The 21,531-nt window shown below is 71.5% G+C and carries 20 protein-coding genes; 8 read left to right on the forward strand and 12 right to left on the reverse strand.

Annotation, left to right across the window (positions count from 1 at the left end; genetic code table 11):
• Position 1: 1 nt before the first annotated feature.
• Positions 2-985 (reverse strand): iron-siderophore ABC transporter substrate-binding protein, encoded by a 984-nt coding sequence (locus JO379_RS03250; protein ID WP_209513723.1) that lies wholly within the window; start codon positions 983-985, stop codon positions 2-4.
• A complete protein-coding gene (locus JO379_RS03255) occupies positions 982-1,842 on the reverse strand; it encodes an ABC transporter ATP-binding protein (protein WP_372449046.1) in 861 nt (286 codons plus the stop codon). The genes JO379_RS03250 and JO379_RS03255 overlap by 4 nt, the downstream gene beginning before the upstream one ends.
• 290 nt (positions 1,843-2,132) lie before the next feature.
• On the opposite strand from JO379_RS03255, the gene JO379_RS03260 reads away from it, so the two are divergent.
• The gene (locus JO379_RS03260; protein WP_209513724.1) at positions 2,133-2,594 is read left to right on the forward strand and encodes a VOC family protein; all 462 of its coding nucleotides are present in this window, start codon (positions 2,133-2,135) and stop codon (positions 2,592-2,594) included.
• Positions 2,595-2,609: 15 nt separating this feature from the next.
• Here the strand turns inward: JO379_RS03260 and JO379_RS03265 are convergent, their stop codons facing one another.
• Complete coding sequence (locus JO379_RS03265) at positions 2,610-3,452, reverse strand: alpha/beta fold hydrolase (RefSeq protein ID WP_209513725.1); 843 nt, start codon at positions 3,450-3,452, stop codon at positions 2,610-2,612.
• 128 nt (positions 3,453-3,580) lie between these two features.
• On the opposite strand from JO379_RS03265, the gene JO379_RS03270 reads away from it, so the two are divergent.
• A complete protein-coding gene (locus JO379_RS03270) occupies positions 3,581-4,714 on the forward strand; it encodes a hypothetical protein (RefSeq protein WP_209513726.1) in 1,134 nt (377 codons plus the stop codon).
• 29 nt (positions 4,715-4,743) lie between these two features.
• On the opposite strand, the gene JO379_RS03275 is transcribed toward JO379_RS03270, so the two are convergent.
• The 6 genes from JO379_RS03275 to JO379_RS03300 all read right to left on the reverse strand — a co-directional run bounded on the left by JO379_RS03275 (position 4,744) and on the right by JO379_RS03300 (position 11,533).
• The gene (locus JO379_RS03275; RefSeq protein WP_209513728.1) at positions 4,744-5,283 is read right to left on the reverse strand and encodes a hypothetical protein; all 540 of its coding nucleotides are present in this window, start codon (positions 5,281-5,283) and stop codon (positions 4,744-4,746) included.
• A 192-nt stretch (positions 5,284-5,475) separates the two neighbouring features.
• Positions 5,476-6,360 carry a hypothetical protein gene (locus JO379_RS03280; protein WP_209513730.1) on the reverse strand — a complete coding sequence of 295 codons (885 nt, stop codon included), beginning with the start codon at positions 6,358-6,360 and terminating at the stop codon, positions 5,476-5,478.
• A 32-nt stretch (positions 6,361-6,392) separates the two neighbouring features.
• A complete protein-coding gene (locus JO379_RS03285) occupies positions 6,393-7,247 on the reverse strand; it encodes a papain-like cysteine protease family protein (RefSeq protein ID WP_245381358.1) in 855 nt (284 codons plus the stop codon).
• A gap of 52 nt (positions 7,248-7,299) precedes the next feature.
• On the reverse strand, positions 7,300-7,893 hold the full coding sequence (locus tag JO379_RS03290) for a hypothetical protein (protein ID WP_209513732.1): 594 nt from the start codon (positions 7,891-7,893) through the stop codon (positions 7,300-7,302).
• 71 nt (positions 7,894-7,964) lie between these two features.
• Complete coding sequence (locus JO379_RS03295; RefSeq protein ID WP_245381359.1) at positions 7,965-10,001, reverse strand: RICIN domain-containing protein; 2,037 nt, start codon at positions 9,999-10,001, stop codon at positions 7,965-7,967.
• A gap of 386 nt (positions 10,002-10,387) precedes the next feature.
• The gene (locus tag JO379_RS03300) at positions 10,388-11,533 is read right to left on the reverse strand and encodes a PP2C family protein-serine/threonine phosphatase (protein WP_209513734.1); all 1,146 of its coding nucleotides are present in this window, start codon (positions 11,531-11,533) and stop codon (positions 10,388-10,390) included.
• A gap of 139 nt (positions 11,534-11,672) precedes the next feature.
• Between JO379_RS03300 and JO379_RS03305 the strand changes: the two genes are divergently transcribed.
• A complete protein-coding gene (locus JO379_RS03305) occupies positions 11,673-12,803 on the forward strand; it encodes a PP2C family protein-serine/threonine phosphatase (RefSeq protein WP_307841881.1) in 1,131 nt (376 codons plus the stop codon).
• Positions 12,804-12,835: 32 nt separating this feature from the next.
• On the opposite strand, the gene JO379_RS03310 is transcribed toward JO379_RS03305, so the two are convergent.
• Positions 12,836-14,221, reverse strand: coding sequence for a pyridoxal phosphate-dependent decarboxylase family protein (locus JO379_RS03310; RefSeq protein ID WP_209513737.1), 1,386 nt, complete (start codon positions 14,219-14,221; stop codon positions 12,836-12,838).
• 89 nt (positions 14,222-14,310) lie between these two features.
• On the opposite strand from JO379_RS03310, the gene JO379_RS03315 reads away from it, so the two are divergent.
• From JO379_RS03315 to JO379_RS03335, 5 genes are all read left to right on the forward strand, one after another.
• The gene (locus tag JO379_RS03315) at positions 14,311-15,666 is read left to right on the forward strand and encodes an aminotransferase-like domain-containing protein (RefSeq protein ID WP_307841882.1); all 1,356 of its coding nucleotides are present in this window, start codon (positions 14,311-14,313) and stop codon (positions 15,664-15,666) included.
• 81 nt (positions 15,667-15,747) lie between these two features.
• Positions 15,748-16,185, forward strand: a complete 438-nt coding sequence (locus JO379_RS03320; RefSeq protein ID WP_209513741.1) for an Rrf2 family transcriptional regulator — start codon at positions 15,748-15,750, stop codon at positions 16,183-16,185.
• A 100-nt stretch (positions 16,186-16,285) separates the two neighbouring features.
• On the forward strand, positions 16,286-17,293 hold the full coding sequence (locus JO379_RS03325; RefSeq protein WP_209513743.1) for a quinone oxidoreductase family protein: 1,008 nt from the start codon (positions 16,286-16,288) through the stop codon (positions 17,291-17,293).
• 113 nt (positions 17,294-17,406) lie between these two features.
• On the forward strand, positions 17,407-18,048 hold the full coding sequence (locus JO379_RS03330; protein ID WP_209513746.1) for a DUF4360 domain-containing protein: 642 nt from the start codon (positions 17,407-17,409) through the stop codon (positions 18,046-18,048).
• A 93-nt stretch (positions 18,049-18,141) separates the two neighbouring features.
• Positions 18,142-18,792 (forward strand): DUF4360 domain-containing protein, encoded by a 651-nt coding sequence (locus JO379_RS03335; protein WP_209513748.1) that lies wholly within the window; start codon positions 18,142-18,144, stop codon positions 18,790-18,792.
• 87 nt (positions 18,793-18,879) lie between these two features.
• Here JO379_RS03335 and JO379_RS03340 read toward each other — a convergent pair whose 3' ends face one another.
• Together JO379_RS03340 and JO379_RS03345 are read right to left on the reverse strand one after the other, a co-directional pair.
• Positions 18,880-19,899, reverse strand: a complete 1,020-nt coding sequence (locus JO379_RS03340) for an SCO0930 family lipoprotein (RefSeq protein ID WP_209513750.1) — start codon at positions 19,897-19,899, stop codon at positions 18,880-18,882.
• 139 nt (positions 19,900-20,038) lie between these two features.
• Complete coding sequence (locus tag JO379_RS03345) at positions 20,039-21,529, reverse strand: NADH-ubiquinone oxidoreductase-F iron-sulfur binding region domain-containing protein (RefSeq protein ID WP_209513752.1); 1,491 nt, start codon at positions 21,527-21,529, stop codon at positions 20,039-20,041.
• Between the last annotated feature and the right edge of the window lie 2 nt (positions 21,530-21,531).

A 21,531-nucleotide genomic window follows, 5' to 3' on the forward strand; every position in this document is an offset into this window, starting at 1 on the left:
GCTACTTCTTCTTCAGGGCCTCGACGACGGAGTCGACGTACTTGCCCATCGCCTGGGGGCCGCCGAACATCCAGATGCCGTCGGGCAGCCGGTGGACGTTGCCCTTCTCCACGAACGGCAGCGACGTCCACGCGGAGTCCTTCGCCAGGACACCGTCGAACGGCGTGCTGTTCTTGTCGCCGTCGCTGCCGATGTAGGCGAACTGCACGTCGTCGTCGAGCTTGGTGAGGCCCTCGACGTCGGTGGAGCCGAGCCCGTAGCTCTTGTCGCCCTCGACGGTCCAGGCGTTCTTCAGACCGAGCTTCTCGTTGACCGCTCCGATCAGCGAACCGCTCGTGAACGGCCTGATCGAGACCTGGTTGGAGACGACGTAACCGTCGGCGAAGGCGTACTTCGCCCCGCCGTGACCGGCGTCGGCGAGCGCCTTCTTGCCCTCGCCCAGCTTCGCCTGGAAGTCCTTCTTGAGCTTCTCCGCCTGCTGCGTGGTGCCGGTGGCCTTGGCTATGAGGTCGAGGTTCTTGGTCATCTGCCCGATCGGGTCGGAGGCGTCGGCGGCACGCACCTCCAGGACCGGGGCGACCTTGCGCAGCTGCTTCACGACGGCCGGCTTGAGGTCGTCGGTGGCGACGATGAGGTCCGGCGACAGGGCGGCGATGGTGTCCGTGCTCGGCTCACCGCGGGTGCCGATGTCCTTGGGGTCGTTCTTGAGCGGGACCGCGGTGTTCCAGGTCTTGTAGCCCTTGACGTCGGCGACGCCGGCGGGGGCGACGCCCAGCGAGACCAGGCTCTCGACGACGTTCCACTCGGTGCCGACGACCTTCTTGGCCGGGCCGTCGAGCTCGACCTTCGCGCCCTTCACGTCGGTGAGGGTGATGGGCTCGGCGGTCTTCTTCTTCGCGTCGTCCGCGGCGGGCTCGGTCGTTCCGCAGGCGGTCAGGGCGAGGGCCGCGGCGGTGGCGGCAGCGGTGAGGAGGAGGCGTCTCATGAGGTGGTGCTGAGCCTTTCGTTACGTGCGTGGTGCCGGCCGATCGCGCGGGTGCGCAGCCGGCCCGTGGTGGGGTCGTGGTCGACCTCGATGGGGATGCCGTACGTGTCGGTGAGTCGCTGGGGTGTCAGGACGTCCTCGGGGAGGCCGTCGGCGACGATCCGCCCCTTGTGGAGCAGCGCGATCCGGTCGGCGACGGCCGCGGCCTGGTCGAGGTCGTGCAGGACGGCGCCGACGGCGATGCCGTGGTCGTCCGCCAGGTCGCGCATGAGGTCGAGAAGCTCGACCTGATACCGCAGGTCGAGGTAGGTCGTCGGCTCGTCGAGGAGCAGTACGCCGGTCTCCTGCGCGAGGCAGCCGGCGAGCCACACGCGCTGGAGCTGTCCTCCGGAGAGGTGCTCGGCGCCGCGTTCGGCGAGTTCCTCGATGCCCGTCATGGCGAGCGCGCGGTCCACAGCGGCCCGGCCCCCCGGGTCCGCCTTGCCCCAACGGCCCTGGTACGGGTAGCGGCCGAACTCGACGACGTCGCGCACCGTCAGCCCGCTGGGGGTGGGGCGCCCTTGGGTCAGCAGGGCCACGCGGCGTGAGAACTCGCGGGGGGACAGCGCGAGGCCGTCGGTGTCGGCATCGATGACGAGGGTGGCGGTCCGGGGTCGCTGCAGCCGCGCGAGCGTACGCAGAAGCGTCGATTTCCCGCTGCCGTTCGGCCCCACGAGGACGGTCACCTCGCCGGGCCGCAGCGTCAACGACGCGTCGTGCACGACGTCGACGCCCTCGTACGCCACGGTGACACCCATGGCCGACAGCTCATGACCGTGGGCACGCCTGGCGTCGGAGGTCTCTTCAGCAACGTTCACGGAGCGAAGGTTAGCCTAACCTTAGGGCGCGCGAAACCAGGGCTGTACGGCAGAACCACAAGACGAAAACTAGCCATATTTGCGCAGACCCTGGATGTTCCGGCTGAACCCGGCCGCCCGCAACCGGGCGGACGGAGGGGACCGATCCGCGAGGAAAAGCCCCCTTCCGACGGGCCCATACCCGACCAGATGTCGCATATCCACCGCGCGCTGATCCACCATCTGTCCGAGGTCCGTCTGCTGCGCGACTTCTCCCCGCACCTGAATCCCGCCATGAACGGAGCAATCCGATGAGCCGCCACATCCAGGTCACCTTCGACGCCCATGACCCGCGAGCGCTGTCGTCCTTCTGGCGCGACGTCCTCGGCTACGTCCACCCCGGCCCGCCCGGGGTCGATCTGCCCGAGGGCGCCGACCCGCTGGCAGCCTGGGACGACTTCCTCGCCCGGCTCGGCGTGCCGGAGGAACAGCGCAACACGAAATCGGCCATCGAGGACCCCGACGGACAGGGCCCACGCCTGTTCTTCCAGCAGGTGCCGGAGGACAAGACCGCCAAGAATCGCGTCCACCTCGACGTCCGCGCGGCTCCCGGACTACAGGGAGAGGAGCGGATGGCGGCACTGGAGGCCGAGTGCGAACGGCTCGTCGCACTGGGAGCGAAGCGGGTACGCCGCGACGAGCCCGCTCCCCCGATGAGCGCCGGCTTCCTCGTGATGACCGACCCTGAGGGCAATGAATTCTGCCTGGACTGACACAGCCCGGCCCCGCTACGTCTCCCGGGCCTCGGCGGGCTCCGGAACGCCCCCGGGCGCGGGCATGGCCGCGAACACCCCGACGAGCCGCTCGGCGAATTCGACCGGCCATGTCGCGTAGCCGATGTGACCGCCGGGAAACTCCGTCAGTTCCCGGCCGATCCGCTCGGCGAGGACGGCCGCCGGACGGCAGATGACCTGCGTGCTCGACGCGCGTCCTCCCGCCACCGCGATCCGCCCCGCCGCCGCAGCCACTGCCGCGAAGTCGGGCACGACACGCGTGAACGGCCGCATCGTGTGGGCGAGGAAGAAGGCGGTGTTGTCGTGGGCCTGAGGGAGCACCGGCGCGGGGCGGCCACCGAAGAGGGCGTTGAGTTTTCGCATCGCCGCCGCGACGCCGGCACGGCGGAAGGTCTCGTGGACATCGTCGATGAACACCGAGAGGGCCGCGGCGTCCGGCAGCACCGCCAACGCGGGCGGTTCGTGCACGACGGCCGACCGGATGCGGTCGGGGTGCCGGACGGCGAGTTCGAGCGCGACGAGCCCACCCGAACAACTGCCGAACACCTGCACGGACTCCCCCGCCGCGGCCACGTGGCCGAGCAGGCGATACGCGTCGTCGGTGTGGACGTCGAGCCGCTGGTCGACGGGCGGCCCGTCGAGCGGACTGCGTGAGTTGCCGCGCGGATCGTAGGTCAGGACGCGGTGGTCCTCGGCGAGTGCGGCGGCCATGGGATCGAAGACGGCGGCGTCGGAGTTGCCGCCGGGGATGAGCAACAGGAGCGGGCCCGCGCCTCGCACTTCGAAGTGAAGCCTGGCGCCCGCTACCGCCAGCGTTCCCGTCTCCGGCGTGCTCATCACCCTCCCGGGTCGAGCCGACGCGCCGCCGTCGAGTCACGGCTTGCCACCACAGCGTAGCCAGCCGGAGCGGCGCGCGCCAGAATCGTAGGGCCACCAGGCTCCGCGACATCCCGAGGCGTGATGCCATGCCCGCTCGCCCGCACGGCGGTCACCACGCCGCCGCCGCACCACGCTTGCTCCTCAATGCCCAGCCCTTCGGCTTCGGGCCGGCGGCGGCCATGTCGATCCTCGCCGCGGAACTCGCACCCGGCTGCGAAAGGCTGGCCTACATCGGCGGCGGGCACACCCTGGACCTGCAAGAAGAGCCGCCCTACCACGCCGTCCACGACACGACCGGCCGGTCACCGGACGAACTGCGCGCCCTCCTGCGGGATCTGGCACCGCGGTATGACGTGTTCGTCACGGCCATGGATTTCGAGATGGCCGAGTCGGCCCTGCGCGCCGGGTTCGACGTGGCCGTCTACGATGCGCTCACCTGGTACTGGCCCGCCGTTCCGGACGTGGCTCATGAAGCGGTGCTGTATCTCGCCCAGGATTTCTTCGGGGTGCGGGAGCGCGTCGCCGCCGACCCGGCACTGCGCGGACGCGCCGTGATCATTCCTCCCGCCATCACCCGCGGCCCCGAGTGGCAACCCGGTCGGCACGTCCTGGTCGATCTGGGCGGTCTGCACAATCCGTACTGGCTGCCGGACGACGCCGTCGCCTACGCACGCCTCATGCTCACGGCCGTCCGCGCGAGCGTGCCCGCCGGCCTGTCCCTCGTCGTGGCGGCGAGCCGGACCGTCGCCGCCGGGCTCGACGACCCGGACGTCGGAACCTACGATCACGCCACGATGCTCGAGCTCATGGGCACCGCCGCGTACGCCTGCATGACCTCGGGCCTCGGCAATATCTACGACGCCGCGGCGACCGGCGTACCCACCCTGTGGCTACCGGCCGCCAACGACAGTCAGCCCGCGCAGGCCCGCCTGCTCTGCCGGAACGGTTACTGTGACGCGTGCCTGGGCTGGGCGGACATCGGCCTGCCTGTCGACGACCGCGCTCCCACGCCCGCGGTCTCGCAGGCGATCAGCCGCATCGTGCGTGAGGTGTCCGACGAGCGGCATCCACGAGCCCGGCTGACGAGCCGTCTGGCGGAACTGACCGCCGGACTCGGCCTCACGCCGGGCCGAGCCCGGGGCCTGACGGACCGCTTCGGCCAGGGCGGCATGCACCAGGCCGCCGAGGCCATCGTTCGGTGGTTCGAGCACAGTCGTTGACGGCCCGGGGGCCAAGAACGCGAGCGGCCTCAGGTGATGGCGAGCGTCGTCACTCCCGTCGCGCCGGTGAGTCCGGTGGTGAGGCATCGCACCAGGTCCGGCTGGGGAATCGTGACGACCTGCACCACCGTCCGGCCACGGAAGCGGCCCTGTGTCACCGTTCCCTTGATCGTCGTGACCACCTGGCCGGCCACGGCGGTGCTGCTGCCGGTGGCCTTCAGGACGCTGGTGTCGCCGGTGTTCCAGGTGAAGGTCCGCTCGTCCTCGAATCCGTCGAGGAGGTCGTTGCAGCCGGCGAAGACGGTGAACCGCTCCCCGTAGGACCCGCTCGTCACCTTGCCCTGACTGTCGACGCAGGAGCCGAACCGGCCATCGGTCGTGATGTCGATCTTCCGGGGCGCGAGGGTGACTCCCGGGTGATAGGTGACCGACTCCGTCCCGTGGCACTGCACATGCACGAACGGCCCGTCGGACCCGCCGGAGGGCGAAGCCGTGGCCGGCACGGTCGTGCCGAAAGCGGTGAGGGCTGCCAGTACGACAGCGCACACCCATGATCTGCTGACGGCCATGAGGGCTCCTTCGCGGTGAGTGACGTGAAGGATGCGATGCCCAGCTCCTGCGTCGTCGATACGAGCGCGCGGAGGCTGGAAGGGACGCGGAGGACCAACGGAGAGCGCACGAAGTGCCGGTCGCGCCCGTGCCTGTGCCGCCCGTCGGGCCGGTCCCCCGCTGGGGGACCGGCCCGACGGGCGCGATGGGGGTCAGGCCGAGCGGCGTCGGCGGCGCAGGTGGAGGACCCCCGCGCTGCCTGCCGCCAGCACGGCCGCGCCGGAGGCGGCGGGGAGCCACGGGGCGGACGCGCGGGAGGGCTCGGTGGCGGGCTGGTCGCCGGCGAGGGCGTAACCGCCGGCGAGACCCTTGCGGTCGTAGGACGAGCCGGGTTGCTTGTCGCCGTAGCGCTCGGCGACGAGTCTCTGGTACGCGGCGAGGGTGACGCGCGGCTTGCCCTGGAGGGCCGTGCGGGCCTCCTTGTTGAGCGGCTCGACGGAGCCGTTGCCGGTCAGCCGGTACCAGCCGTGGATCTGCGGCTCCATGAAGGTTCGCGCCTGGTCGGTGCCGCGTTCGGCGGCGCTGATGTCCGTGTCGCCGTCGCGGATGCCGGCCAGTTGCCAGTCCTTGGCGCCCTTCCCCGGTCCCCCCGGCTTCCCCGGTGCGAGCAGGACGGCGGCCTGGCGGCCGTTGGCCGCCGAGACGCGGGAGGCGAGGTAGGACAGCCGCAGGGCCGACCCGGCCGTGGGCTTGGTCTTGCCGGTGACGAACTCGGGTGCGAGTTCGTAGAGCGGGACCGGCTTCTTGAGGTCGAAGCCGGGCGCGGCGGCGGGGGCCAGGCCGCGCGGGGCGCCCGCTGTGCCGCCGTCCGCGCCGGCGGCCGGGGTCCGCTGCTGTTCGGCGGCCGTCAGGAAGCGCGAAACGGTGTCGTGGACCTTGCCGGAACCCAGCACCTTCTGGGCGGCGGCGTAGTCGGTCGCGGCGGGCGGGCTGGACAGGGCGGGTCCGTCGGCGGCCTGCGCGGGAACGATTCCGCAGAGGGTGGCGACGGTGGCGGCCGCAAGCAGGGTGGCGGCGCGTCGGGTCGTACGGTGCATGGTGGTTTTTCTCCTCTGGCCGTGGATGCGGATTAGCTGTGGATGCCGATGCGCGAGTGGGTCCACCGGAAGGAGTTGTTTCCGGAGTAGGAGGAGTAGTTCCACCAGGTGTACGTCTGCGTGCTGGGCCAGGGATCGCCGACGGCGACCATGTTGCTGGTGCTGTCGTAGCCGTAGATGACGTTCATGTGGCCGCCGCCGGAGGTCCAGCCGATGCGGACGGCGAAGGGGCGCCCGTTCGCGATCTCGCTCTGGGTCTCGCCGAAGGAGGCGTTGCGGTACAGGTCGGTGCCGCTGTTGCGGAAGCCCATGTTGCGCAGGCCGTTGGCCATGTCGCCCAGGGTGGCGGGGCGGTTGTTGCAGTCCAGTTGGCTGTTGCCCTGGGCGGCCAGTCGGCAGAAGTCGTACTGGTTGTAGTTGGTGTAGCCCCAGTAGTTGGCGATGGTCAGGCCGGAGGCGTCCCAGCACCACTGGTCACGTACTTGCTTCTGCATGCCGATGTTCAGTTGCTTCTGTGCGGCGGGCCGACTGGTGGAGCAGACCGGCAGCCCGCCGGTGTCCTCGCGGATGAAGGCGTCGGCGATGTAGAAGGTGCCGGACCAGATCCAGCGGGAGTTGTTCTCGACGACGTCGCCGGTGGTGCGGCAGGACATCGAGACGCGGTCGCCGACCCGTGAGGTGCCGATGACGTTGGAGGACAGGGAGGGCTGGGAACGCTGGTTGACGGTCTGGAAGTTGCCCTGTCCGCCGGTGACGGTGCCGGTGGCCGCTGCCTGGGCCTCGGGGGCGATGCCCAGCAGGAGTCCGCCGGACAGGACGGCGGCCATCGTGGAGAGAAGGGTCTTCCTGCGGCCCGGTGTACGGGCGGGCCTAAGGGATCCGAGCATGGGGGGTTCCTCTGTCGTTCGGGTATCGGTGAGGTGTGTGGTCGGGTGCCGGTCAGGCGTTGTGGTGGGAGCGGCGGCGCCGCAGCCAGAACGCGGCTGGTATGCCGACGGCGACGAGGGCCAGGGCGGTGACGCCGAGGGTCACGGCTCCGGGCGCCCGTCCGCCGTCGGATGCGGATGCCGGCGCGGGTGCCCCGGCGGGCGCGGGCGCGGCGGAGGGCGCTCGCGAGGGGGCGGGCGGTCCGGCCGGTGCGCCGGTGGGGTGCGCCAGGGATGCCGCGGTCACCTCGGCCCGTGATGCGGTGCGGCCGAGTGCCGGAAACGCGGTCTGTGCCGTGAGGGTCCAGTCGCCGGCGGGCAGTGCCTCGGCGGTGGTGAACGTTCCGGGCTGTCCGGGTACGGGTACCAGGCGCCAGGGGCCGAGCGTGGTGCCGTCGGCCGAGGTCGCGGCGAGGGTGCCGGCGACCTTCTCGTTCACGGGGTGGCCGTCGTCCTCCCAGGTGGCCTTGGTGGTGGGGTGACCGGCGGACACGCCGGTGACGGTCAGATGGATGGTGTCGCCGTGGGCGTGTGCCGTTGCGGCGGGGCCCAGGAGCAGCAGTGCCGTGGCAGTGGCGGCCGCTGCCGTGGAGCGGCGATCGGGCATGAGGGTATGGCTCCGATGTGAGGGGGGAGGGTGGCAGGGGCCCGCACGAACCCCTGCCACCCGGGGTTGGTTCAGGCGGACTTCCGCAGGGACCATGCCTGGTAGCCGGAGCTGTCGGGCTTCTGGAGCTCGAGCAGCCAGGCCCCGTAGTAGGGCCGTTTGCCGACGCCCAGGACGAGGGAACTGCCCCGGGCCGTGAGGCGCAGACCGTCGCCCGACTTGGTCAGTTGCCACTGCTGGGCGGCGCTGCCGGAGCAGGGCCGCTGGGCGACCCACTGGCCGGGGTGCGCGTCCCCGCCGAGCTGCAGGCACTTGCCGGACGCGACCGAGCGCAGCCGCACACCACCGCCGGCGTCGTCCAGGTACCACTGCTGCGGTGTGAAGCCGTTGGGCTGGGAGGCGACCAGGACGGTGCCGTCCGCGGTCTTGCCGCCCCAGATCTCGGCCGCCAGTCCGGTGTGCCCGTTGGTCAGCGTGTAGCGCGTGCCGGGCTTGGTGGTGGTGCTGCCCACGGGCGGGGTGCGGAAGGAGACCGTGCGGCCGGGCCGGGCGTCGCGTCCGGCCTGGTCGCGGACCATGACGGCGACCGTGTAGTCGGTGTCGGGCCGCAGGTGGTGGATGCGCGCCGAGTTGGTCTGCACCCAGCCCGCGTGGCTGCCGTTCAGCAGCAGCCCGTACCAGGCGGCGGAGGGGGCGGCGGGCCAGCTGACCACGGCCGAGTCGGACGTCAGCTGTCCGACGACCGGGACGGGGCCCGTCGACGGTCCGCTGCTGCCGGTGGGTTTCGGCGTCGGCGTGGGGCTCGGTTCGGGGTCCGGCCTGGTGCCGCCCCCGGTCATCAGGAACTGGTTGTTCGCGACGTTCCAGTGGGTGGCCAGGTAACTGCCCGGCTGTGGACTGGTGTGGTAGTAGTCGTCGTGCTTGCAGTCCAGGCGCTCGTCGTGGCCCCGCTCGGGGCAGACGTCGCGCATGGCGGGGTAGTACGGCGCGTCCGAGTAGCACATGACGTCCCACTCGTCGGTGCAGTGCGCGGCGCGGCTGGTGTTCGGGGCGCTGTTGTTCACCGCTCCGAGGTTGTGCCCCAGTTCGTGCGCGGCGGTCGAGCCGCCCCAGCACCCGGCGTCCGTACGGCCGTAGGAGGGGCCGAAGTTGCTGAGGTTGGCGGCACCGGGCCGCTCGTCACCGCTGAAGGTGCCGATACCGCAGTAGACCTTGGCGTCCGCGAAGATCATGTACTTGCGGTCGCGCCGGTCGAAGCCCTTCGCCGCGAGCGCGGAGTTCATCGCGCCGAACTCGGCCAGTGCCGAGCTCGGCACCTCGACGTTGAGGACGGACGGGGCGCAGTCCGCGCCGGTCACGTATCTGATGTGCCGTACGCCGCCGGTCTCCTGGGCGCTGGCGAAGTAGATGGTGTCGGCGTCGGCGGCCCACTTGCGGAACGAGGCCAGGTACTCGGCGTACCGGTCGTTGCCGGGGGCGTGGACGTACACGACCTGCACGCGGTTGCCGGTGCTGCCGTCACCGTCGCACTGCACCGTCTGACCGGCCGGTGCCGCCTTCGCGTCCCCGGTCCGCCGCGTGGGGGCGGCGGGAGGCGTCCTGGTGGCGGCGGTGCCCGCCTGGCGGGCGTCGACGGAGGCGGTGGTGCCGGCGGCCGGCTGTCCCCGGTTCGCCTTGCCGGTGTCGGGGCGGTCCGGTGTTCCGGCCGTGTCCTGTGTCTTCGCGGCGGGTGGCGTGTCCTTGGTGATGTCCACGCCCTTGGGCGGCTTGTCGGGGCCGTGTGTGCAACGACCGTCGGCGGTCCGCAGGACGCCGACGCAACGGTCGCCCTTGGGCGCCGGGCGCAAGCCCTTGTGGACCAGGCCGCGTGTGGGGTCGTCGTCGGGTATTCGGGTCACCGGTTCCGGTGTCCTGTCGTGCGCGGGGGCCGGAGCCGGGCCGTCGGCCACCGTCCGGGCGGCTGCGGCCTGCGGCCGGGACGGCTCGTTGTCGAAGACGCCACCGAGCGCCGCCGTTCCGATGAGTGCTCCGGTGGTGACGGCGACCGCGGCGATGAGTATGCCGCGTTTTCGTCTTCGCTGCTGCGCCTGTCTTCTGCGACCGGACAAGGCCACACCTCATTTCCGTGGGGGAGTTGTGGGTGGCCGGAAGTGTGCCAGAACGAACAGCCCGTCAAACAGGGATGTTTGACGGGCTGAAATGTTGAGCATGATTCCTATGAAGCCGCGAGCGTCACTCGGGAAACAATCAACTTCCCTTGACGGTAGGGGACTTGGAGGCGGCGACAGTAAAGGTCTATTCCAATCCTGGGTAACTTTATGAGCTTTACTTAATAAGATCGTTACCACGGAACGAGTGGGTCCACTTGTGTGCGCTCGCGCAGCGTGGCGGCCCTATCACCCTTGATCAACTTACTGGGGAATCGGCAGCGGGGCCCCAAAGGGCGGCTTATGGACCGCAATTGCGGCCGACCTCGGGCATTTGGGTCACCGTGTTACGTGCCGGCTTCTTCCTCGCCCCGGTCCCGTTCGATGAGGAGCATCGCCACATCGTCCTCCAGCGCACCGTCCGTGTGCCGGACCAGCGCCTGGTGCAGCTGTTCCAGAAATTCCCGCGGAGTGGGGGCGGATACCGCTTCCATCACCTCGGGCAAAGGGAAGAAGTCGTTGTCCCGATTGCGGGCCTCGATGACGCCGTCGGTGTGCAACAGCAGACGGTCACCGGGCACGAACGGATAGCTTTCCGCCTGGCCGGGAAAACCGGTGATGAAGTCTTCCAGGCCCAGCGGCGGCAGCGCGGAAGCCGGTGTCAATGCCCGGGCCCTGCCCCGGTGCAGCACCAGCGGAGGGGGATGGCCACGGTTGACCACTTCGACCACGGGCCCGTCCGGCACCTGGACCACGACAGCGGTGACAAAACCCTCCACCACGGCTTCCTGATCGAACGCACCCGGTACGGCGCATTCCCGGCGCAGCGCGGCGGCGCAGTGGTTCATGACCTCCACCAGGTCGTCCTCGTAGTGCACGGCCTCCCGGAACGCGCCGAGGACGGCCGCGGCCGCGCGCACGGCGGGCAGCCCCTTGCCCCGCACATCCCCCACGATCATCCGGACGCCGTAGCGGGTCTGCACGGCCTCGTACAGATCACCGCCGATCCGCGCCCCCGCCTCGGCCGCGAGGTACATGCTGGCCGCCCGGAGCGGGCCCAGCCGGACGGGTACCGGCCGCAGGATGACTTCTTGCGCCGCCGCGGCGATCCGGCGGACCTGGTCGAGCTCGCTCTGCCTGCGCGTCCGCACGGCACTGCTCGTCGTGACACCGGCCACGGACACCAGGAAGAGGGCCAGGAAATTGGTGTAGACCTGCTGGGTGCCCCACGCGTCATTGTGGGTCGCGGTGGCCACACTGACGGCCAGGGCGACGGCCACGGCCGAGACGGTGCCGCGGGGCCCCATCGTCACCGCGGCCAGCGCCGGCGTCGCGGTGAGCAGAGGGCCCGTGTACAGAACGTGTGCGGGTGAGAATTCGATGGCCACCACCAGCAGGGCGATCGCGAACGGTACGCACTGGCCGAGTGTGAAGAGGACCCGGCTGCAGGCGCTCGTTCCCGGTCGTGGGGCTGAGCGGAAAAGCCACCGCATGAGTCCAGGCTGCCCCCCGGGACCTCAATGTTCCACTTCCCCGCTCCCGGCCCTCCGGGGTATGCGGCGACCGTGACAAGGAGACACGGACGATCACGGCGTGCCGGGCGGGGACGGAGGCAGATGGCAGACTGAAGAGGTGTCCTTTCGGCCACTGACGCACGTCCGCCACACCTGGCAGCCGGGCCACGCGCCCGCGCTGGTGGTGATCCCGCTCGGGCTGATCGTCGCGGTCTGTGTGGTCGACATCCTGGCTCCGCGGCACATCCATCTCGGCCCGCTGCTGGTCGCGGCCCCCGCGATCACGGTGGCGTTCGCGGGCGCGCGCCTGACGGCACTGGTCGGTGTGCTCACGGTCGTGGCACAGCTGGTGATCGGCGGGGCGAGAGGAGTGATCGGCACCGCTAATATCCAGGCGCAGGTCGCCGCGCTGATCGTCGTCTCGACGCTGCTGGTCGTCTTCTGTCTGGTGCGGGACCGCCGGGAGCGGGAACTGTACCGGGTGAAGTCCGTGGCCGAGGTCGCCCAGCACGTCCTTCTGCAGCCGCTGCCCCGCCGCAGCGGCCCGCTCCGCATCGTCTGTCTCTATCTGCCCGCCGAAGCCGAGGCCGAGATGGGCGGCGACCTGTACGCGGCGGCGCGCACGGCGAGCGGAAGCACTCGCCTGCTCATCGGTGACGTCCGCGGCAAGGGCCTGGCCGCGATCAGCCACGCCGCCCTGCTGCTCGGGGCGTTTCGCGCCGCCGCCCACCGGCAGGCCACGCTGGCCCGTCTCGCCGTCCATCTGGACGGCGCGGTGCGTTGGGACACCACGCAGTGGCGCAGCACGAGTGAACCGGACGACAACGAATCCTTCGCGACCGCCATCCTGCTGGACCTCCCGGACGACGAACCCGTGGTCCGCCTGATCTCCTGCGGCCACCCGCCGCCGCTGCTGATCCGCCGCAACCGGGTCAGCACGCTCCGGCCGGGAGTGAGCCATCTGCCCATCGGTCTGGGCGCGCTGGGCGGGCTCGACGAACCGGACGACTACGAGGACGAGACGTTCGACTTCGAGGCGGGTGATCTGCTGCTGCTCTACACCGACGGGGTCATCGAGGCCCGCGACGCCGACGGTGTCTTCTTCCCGCTCACCGAACGGGCGGCGGGCTGGGACCGGGACAGTCCCGAGGCCTTCATGCGGGAATTGCGCGAGGATCTGATGGCCCACGTCCAGGGCCATCTGGGCGACGACGCCGCGGTGGTGGCCATCCACCGCGACGTGTCCTGACCTCCGTCCCACAGAAGGAAGGCACGCAGGCACTACCGCAACGAACGGACCGCGGCTTCCAGTGCCTCGATAATCAGCCGGGCGTCCTCGTCGGTCGTGCGCCAGTTGCTGAAGGCCGCCCGGAGCGCGGGCAGTCCGGCGTGGACCGTGGGTGTCAGGAAGACCTCTCCGGCCAGCGCGTCGGCGAGCGTGGCGAGGCGTTCGGTGGTGGGGTTCTCCGTCAGGGTGAAGCAGACGACGTTCAGCCGGACCGGCGCGAGGAGCCGTAGGCCGTCGAGGGCCTCGACGGCCCGCCCGACGGTGTGCGCGCAGTCCACGCAGCGCTCCACGATCTCGCGGTGTCCGTCACGCCCGTAGGCACGCAGGGCGAACCAGGCCGCGAGCGCGCGCAGGCGCCGGGAGTTCTCGGGGGTGAGATGGACGAAGTCGGGGGTGTCACCCAAGGGGCCCAGGTAGGCGGCGGCATTCTGGAAGACGCGGACCTGAAGGTCCCGGCGGCGGGTGAACTGCACCGCGCTGTCGTACGGCACGTTCAGCCACTTGTGCAGGTCCACACAGATCGAGTCGGCCAGGTCCAGGCCGTCGACCAGGTGCGCGTGGTCCGGGGACAGCCCGGCGAAGGCACCGAACGCGGCGTCCACGTGGAGCCAGAAGTCATGGCGTTCCCGCAGCGCCGCGATGGCCCGCAGGTCGTCGAAGTCGACGGTGTTGACCGTGCCCGCGTTGGCCACGACGATGCGGGGCCCGTCCGCCTCCCGCAGTGCCTGCTCCAGGGCCTCCGGGTCGATGGCCTCGCGGCCGGGGAGGGTGGGCACCGTGCGGAGGGCGGCGCGGCCCAGGCCGAGCATCGACAGGCCCTTGGCCACGCTCGAGTGCGGGCTGCCCGACAGCACACGCACTGCTCCCAGAGCGCCGACCCCGTCCTCGGCGGGCGAGACGCCGAGCCGCTCGCCGAGCCATTCGCGGGCGACGGCCAGCCCGACGGTGTTGGACATGGTGGCACCGCTGACGAACGCTCCCTCATGGCTGTCGGACAGCCCGAAGAGGTCACGCAGCCAGCCGATCGTCTCGCGTTCGAGGTGCTGAGCCGTGGCGTCCAACGACGATGTGGCGTTCTGGTCCACGGCCGCCGTCACCCAGTCCCCGGCAAGGGCCGCGGGGGTCACACCGCCGGTGACGAAGCCGAGGTAGCGCGGTCCGGCGGCGGCCGACAGTCCCGGTTCCCAGCGCTCGGTGAACTCCCCCAGCGCGGCCCGCAGTCCGACCCCGTGCTCGGGCAGCGGCACGGGGTGCGGGGGCCGTGTCCGGGGCACGACCGGGGCGTCGTCCAGGCCGTCGAGGAAGGCCGTGGCGTGTCGGCGGGTGATCTCCAGGAGTTCCGGTAGCTGGGCGAGATCCGCCGCGAGTCGAGGGTGCACTGCTGGCTCCGTTCTTCGGTTCGGGGCGACGCTAGCCCGAGGGGGCGGCGGGCGGCCTGGTCCAGTCGGGGGAAACTGGACCAGTGCGAGTGAGTGAGGATCAGCTGGTCCGGGCCGTGGGCGCGTGGCGCAGGCCGGGCGTCGCGCTGGCCGGGGCGCTGGCCGGGGCGGTGCGCGAAGCGGTACTCGACGGCAGGCTGCGGACCGGCAGCGCGCTGCCCGCCGAGCGTCGGCTGGCCACCGCCCTCGGTGTCAGCCGCGGCACGGTGACCGCCGCTCTGAGCCGGCTGCGCGACGACGGATGGGTGCGCACCCGCCACGGCAGCGCCAGCACCGTGCGGCTGCCGGCCCGGGCGGCCGAGCGGATCGCTCCCGTCTCGGCGTCGGGCGAGAGTCGTTCCCTCGACCTGCGCCGGGCCGTCCCGGCCGCACCCCGCTCGGCCTATCTCGCGGCGACGGAACGAGCGCTGGTGCGCATGGCCCCGCTGCTGGCGCAGGACGGGGAGCCGGGGGCGGGCCTGCCCGAACTCCGTGCCCTGGTCGCCGAGCGGTACACCCGCGAGGGCCTGCCCACCCGGCCCGAGCAGATCCTCGTCACCTCCGGCACGCGGGCCTCGCTCACCCTGCTCTGCGCGCAGTTGCGGCCGCGGGTCGCCGCCGTCGAGATCCCCACGTTCTTCGACGCGCTCCACGTGCTGCGCGGTGCCGGGGCACGCCTGGCCGGCTGCCGGGTCACCACGGAGGGCTGGGACCTGGACCAGCTCGACGGCGCCCTGCGGGCGGCGCGCGGCGGGCTCGCCTATCTGGTGCCCGACTTCCAGAATCCGACCGGCGCGCTCATGAGCCCGGTGACCCGCCGGGCGGTCGCCGAACTGGCGGACCGGCACGGGGTCCTCCTCGTCGTGGACGAGACCATGAGGGATCTGGACCTGCGCGACGCGGTGGGCCCCGAGCCGAGGATCCGGCGTGCGGTGCTGATCGGTTCGGCCGCCAAGGCGGTGTGGGGCGGGCTGCGCGTCGGCTGGATCCGCGGCCCCGCGGGGCTCATCGGCGAACTGAGCGGCAACGCGCTGTGCGGGCCGCTGTCCGCGGCGCCGATGCAGCAGATGATCGCCGTCGAACTGCTCGGCGACCCCGACCCGGTGCTGCGGCGGCGCCGGGCGGAACTGCGGCGGCAGCGCGACCATCTGAGCGGGTTGCTCGCCGGGGACGACCGCTGGCGCTTCACGGTGCCGCCCGGTGGGCTGTCGTTGTGGCTGCGGCTGACGGGCACCCGGTCCGACGTGGTCGTCGAGCGCGCCCGCGGGCACCGGATCGACCTCTCTTCCGGCCCGCTCTTCGCGGCCGACGCGACGCTCACCCACCACCTGCGCGTGCCCTACACCCCGCCGGCTGCGGCACTCGACCGCATCGCGGCGGTGCTGGACGAGGTCTGCCGGAACTGAACAGGACGAAGCCCGCCCGCTTGACAAGTCTCCTGACGGCACCTTAGGTGTAACCAACATAGTTACAGCAAGAGGGGTGCGATGGCCGCCAACAGCAGGCTCACCGTCGCCGTTCACGTACTCGTGTGGATGGCGCTGGTACGCGACCGGGGCCGGGATGTGGTGACGTCGGAGCAGATCGCCGACAGCGTCCACACCAATCCGGTCGTCATCCGGCGCTGCCTGGGCGCATTGCGCAAGGCCGGGCTGGTCGACGTCCGGCACGGTGCCGGGGCGGGCTGGCGGCTGATCCGCGAGCCGGAGTCGATTCCCTTGTCGGAGGTCCGTCAGGCGGTGGAGACGGAACCGCTCTTCGGGCTGCACCGGGGCGAGCCCAACCAGCGCTGCCCCGTCGGTGCGGGCATCCGGCCCGCGCTGGAGCAGGTGTACAACGGCGTGGAGCAGGCCGCGCGGCGCGCGCTGGAGGGCACCTCGATCGCCGATGTCCTGCGCGAGACCTTGGCGCCGGGCGAGCGCTAGCGGACGGCCCGCGAGGCGTTCGACGGCGCCTTCTTCCGGCGGCTTTTCACGGCTCTTGATGTAACAAACTTTGTTCTCTTCAGTGGGAGGTCGAGATCCGATGCTGGGAATCCGGTACCGGGAGCACGGTGGGTACGACGTGTTGCGACCGGTGGAACTACCGGTCCCCGTACCCGAGCACGGGCAGGCTCTGGTGCGGATCACCTACACCACGGTGAGCCCCCTCGACGACACCGTACGCGCGGGCCGCATGGCGCCGTCCCTGCACAAGCCGCTGCCGATCATCCCCGGCGGGGCCGCGGTCGGCGTGGTCGTCGAGCCGGGCGCGTCCGGACTGGCCGAGGGGACCCGCGTCGCGATCACCGGACAGGGGCGGGGTATGACCACGGACGGCACCTGGCGGGAGTACGTCGCGGAGTCCGCCGAGGCGCTGACGCCGCTGCCCTCCTCGGTGAGCGATCAGCGGATGGCCGCGCTCTCCGCCGGGGCCGGGCACGCGACCGCCTACCTCGCCCTCACCGAGCTCGTCGGATTCCGGCCCGGGCAGAGTGTGCTCGCCCCCGCCATCGGCGGTGCGGTCGGCATGGGGGCGGCGCAGGTCGCGGGCCGACTCGGCGCGTCGACGGTGATCTCCACGGCGGGCGGGACGGCGAAGGCCGAAAGGGCCCGCGCGGCCGGCTTCGACAACGTCATCGACCTGTCCCGGGAGTCCCTGCGCGACGGTGTGGCACGGCTGACCGACGGCAGGGGCGTGGACGTGGTCCTCGACGGTGTGGCCGGCCCGCTGCTGCGGGACGCCGTCGGCAGCCTGGCCCATGGCGGGAGTTACGTCGCCATCGGCTACGCCGGGGGCACCCGCGGCACGCTCGACGTGACGGATCTGATCTGGAAGCACGCACGCGCCATCGGCTACATGTTCGACATGTTCTCCCCCGAGGTGACGCGTGCCGCGCGGCAGACCCTGATCGACTGGCTCGCCGAGGACCGGTTCGACCCCGTCGTCGCCCGCGTCTTCCCCCTCGCGCAGGCGGCGCGGGCACAGCGCCACCTGATGGAGGACCGGCCGTTCGGGCGCGTTCTGCTGACCACGGAGGACACCACGCGGTAACCGGGGCGGAGCGGCGAGGCGCACAGGGTCGGCTCAACCTGGCCTGTACACACCCCGGTGCCGGTGGTGGCATGGACCGCGGAACGAGTCCGCGCCGAACCGTGGAGGTCTCCATGTTCAGACCGGTATTGATCGGCGGCGCGGCCGCGGTGCTCGTGGTCGCTGGGGCCATGCCGTCCGCGGCCGCGGACACAGGTCCCCCGCCGGACAAGGTCGTCATCGATGTGCTGGCGGTCAACGGGTCCGGCTGCCCCGCCGGGACCGCCGCCGTGGCGGTCGCGGCGGACAACACGGCCTTCACCGTGACCTACAGCAACTACCTCGCCCAGGTGGGCGTCGGTTCCAAGCCGACGGACTTCCGCAAGAACTGCCAGCTCGGCCTGAACGTCCGCGTCCCGCAGGGATTCACCTACGCGATCGCCCGCGCCGACTACCGCGGCTTCGCGTACCTGGAGAGCGGGGCCACCGGCATGGAGCGGGCCAGCTACTACTTCCAGGGCATGTCGCACACGACCTCGGTGACCCACCGCTTCGCCGGTCCGGTCAACGACAACTGGCAGACGTCCGACGTCACGGGCGTCGAGTCCCTCGTCTACGCACCGTGCGGCACCCAGCGGATCCTCAACGTCAACACCGAGCTGCGGGTGAGCGCCGGCACCTCCGACCCGACGAGGACCAACAGCTTCATGGCGATGGACTCGACGGACGGCAGCGTCAACACCCTCTACCACTTCGCCTGGAAGGAGTGCCCCTGACCGGGCCGCCCGGGCCGGACCTCGGGTGATCCGCAGGCACGACAGGGGTGCCCGCACGGGCGGGCGCCAGGGGCTGTTGGAGGGGGAACGTCCATGTGGAGACCGGTGATGACCGGCGGCGCGGCCCTGGTGCTGCTCGCCGCCCCGATGGCACCGAGAGCGGTCGCCGCGGACGGGGTGCCCCCACCGGACAAGGTCCTGATCGATGTGGTGTCCGTCAACGGATCGGGGTGCCCCGCCGGGACGGCCAACGTGACGGTCTCACCGGACAACACGGCCTTCACCGTCTCCTACAGCCACTACGTCGCCCAAGTGGGCGTCGGTTCCAAGCCGACGGACTTCCGCAAGAACTGCCAGCTCGGCCTGAACGTCCGCGTCCCGCAGGGATTCACCTACGCGATCGCCAAGGCCGACTACCGCGGCTTCGCGCGCCTGGAGAAGGGGGCCACGGGTCTCCAGCGAGCCAATTACTACTTCCAGGGCATGTCGCAGACAGCCTTCATGAACCACCACTTCGCCGGTCCGTTCAACGACGACTGGCAGACGTCCGACACCACGGACATCGACGCCCTGGTCTACGCACCCTGCGGGGCCATCCGGTACTTCAACATCAACACCGAGCTGCGGGTGGACGCGGGCACCTCCGATCCGGCCAGGACGACCAGCCTGATGGCGATGGACTCGACGGACGGCAGCATCAACACCCTCTACCACTTCGCCTGGAAGACCTGCCCCGCGACGTGAGCGACAGGTGTCCGCCACGGCCCACCGGCACGCCGCGGGCCGCCCGCCCCGGGGAGGAGGGGCGGGCGGCCGGCCGGGGGGCGGGCGTCAACTGGCCGGGGTGGTGACCTTCTTGCCCTGGTCGTCGACGGCGAACCACAAGCCCTGCTTGCCCTGGCCCGTGGTGTCGCCGGCCTTCTTGTCCCCGGTGAACCAGTAGACGGGCCAGCAGTCGACCGCCAACTGCTTGGTGCCGTCGGGCCGGGTGACGGTGGTGATCAGCTTCTCCGGTACGCCGCGGATCGCGCTCTTCTCGACGGGCTCGGCGGGCTTCCAGGTGTCCAGGCAGGCGTCGTTGCAGGCGAACTTCATGGGCCAGGCGCTGTCCTTGTTGAAGCGGTAGAGGGTGCGGCCCTGGCCATCGACGAGGATCTTGCCGAGTGCCGGGTTGTCCTTGACGGAGACACCCTCGGCGGCCGGTTTCTCCTCCTCGGGCTGCTTCTCCTTGCCTCCCTCCTTCTCCTCCTCTTTCTGTCCCTCCTTCCCTTCGTCCCCGCCGGCCGCGCCCGCCTTCTTGCCGTCCGGGGCGAAGGCGCTCCAGGTGCCGCCGACACCCTGCCCCTTGGTGTCACCGGGTGCGGCGTCCTTGGCGTAGCGGTAGACGGGCCAACCGGCGAGGGTGAGCTGCATGGTGCCGTCGGCGCGCTTGACCTGGCCCAGCTCGGCGTCCAGGCCGGCCGTGGCGCTCGCGTCGTCCGCCGGTACGGGCGGCCACGCCTTGGCGCAGTCACCGTCACAACGCGAGGCCGGCGGCTTGGCCGTGTCCTTGTCGAAGCGGTAGAGCGTCAGACCCTTGCCGTCCGCGACGACGGGGCCGATCCCCGGCGCCTCACGGACGGCCAGTTGCTTGGCCGGGGCGTTCTTCTCCGCGGCGGCGGAGCCGGCGGCACCGCCGGAACCGTAGCCGCCCGAGCCCGAGGCGTATCCGTCGCCGATCTTCGAGCTGCTGCCGGCGGGGGCCTTGCCGTAGTCGTCCTCGGCGGCCTTCTCGCCGCCGCCGCATGCCGCCGTCAGCATCATGACCGTGATCGCCGCCCCGGCGAGGGAGGCGTGACGCAGCTTGTTCATGAACTGTCCTTTGCTCGTGGCCCGGCGATGGTCCGCCGTTGCCGTGGGGATACGGGGCCGGTCCGCCGTGCGCTCAGCGGGGCCGGGAATTTGTCATGGGGGGACAGAAACTTCAGGCCGGAAGGCAGGCGCGCGCCGCTCAGCCGGCGACCTCGATGCGCAGCGCGAGGGCGGGGCAACGCCGGACCGCCCGCAGCGCCCGTTGTCTCATCCGCGCGGGCACGGGGATGACGGCCCGTTCCGGGTAGCCGTCCGAGCCCAGCCGCAGCAGCCCGGGCAGGAGGTCCGCGCACAGCCCGTGCCCCCTGCACAACGTCCAGTCCACCAGCAGCTGCTCCGCGGGGGCCGGGGCCGTGCCGCCGATACGGGCTGCCGGTGAGGTGGTCGGTGTCCGTTCCGCGGCGGGCAGCGGCAGCGCGCCGAGGGTCGGGCGTCCGCAGCCGTGTCCCAGGGCGTGGGCACCGAACTCCTCCGCGAAGACGCTGAGCGCGGAGGACACAAAGCGGGTGGAGCCGTCGGGGTGACTGCAGGCCCCGCGCCGCTCCACGGCGGCGATCCGGGTGCGTACGGTGTCCAGCGCGCGCTGCCCGCCGCCGTCCGCCGCGTCGGCGAGGGCGTCCGCGAGGGCCGGCAGGCCCAGGGCGCAGGGGCCGCACTGGCCGGCTGACTGCTCCGCCAGCCAGCCGGCCACCCGTACGGTCTCGCCGACCGGGCAGGTGGTCTCGGGCAGGGGCAGCAGGGCACCGGCCCCGAGGACGCCGTCGACCGCGGCGAGCGAGTCGCGGGAGACGGTGGCCGCCCGCGCCGCGCCCGGCGGCAGCCAGCCGCCGTGGTAGCCGCCGACCAGGACGCCCTGGCCGGGTGCGGTGCCGCACAGCTCCAGGACATAAGGGATGGGCAGTCCGGTCGGGGTCTCCACCACATGCGTTCCGGCGACGGTCAGCATGACGGTGCCGGGCTCGGTCGGCAGGCCGACCGCGCCGTAGCCCGCGGCTCCGAGCCGTGCGGCGACGGCGAGTTGAGCGAAGGTCTCGGTGTTGGAGAGCAGGGTGGGCATCCCGCCCAGGCCGCTCTCGCTGGTGCGGATCCTGCGGCCGGACGGCAGCGCGGGGCCGCCGTCGATACCGCTTACGAGCGCCGAGCTCTCGCCCGTGACGAAGCGTTCGGGCAGCCGCGTCACCTTGATGCCCGGCCCGGCGGAGCCGCGCTCGGCGATCGCCCGGCGCAGCGATTCCTCCACGTCCCAGCGGGTGACGCCGACGGCGACCTCGTGCGCGCCGAGTGCCTTGGCCGCCAGGACGGCGCCGTCGAGGACCAGGTGCGGGGCGAACAGCAGCAGTGCGGTGTCCTTGAGACAACCGGGCTCGCCCTCACTGCCGTTGACGACGACGGCGGCGGCGGAGCCGGTCCGGCGCAGCGAGTCGGTGACGGCCCGCAGCTTGCGGGCGAACAGGAACCCGGCGCCGCCGCGGCCGCGCAGGCCGATGTCTTCCGCGAGCGCCGTCAGCTCCTCCACGTTCAGCTCGGGTGCGGGTCCGTGCACGGCCGTGTGCGCTGCCCGGTCCATCCACGCGCTCTCGTCCAGTCCGGCCAGCAGCCGGGGCGGCCCGACGGTCGCGAGTTGCGGCATGG

It is taken from the genome of Streptomyces syringium (assembly GCF_017876625.1).
GTDB classification, from domain to species: domain Bacteria; phylum Actinomycetota; class Actinomycetes; order Streptomycetales; family Streptomycetaceae; genus Streptomyces; species Streptomyces syringius.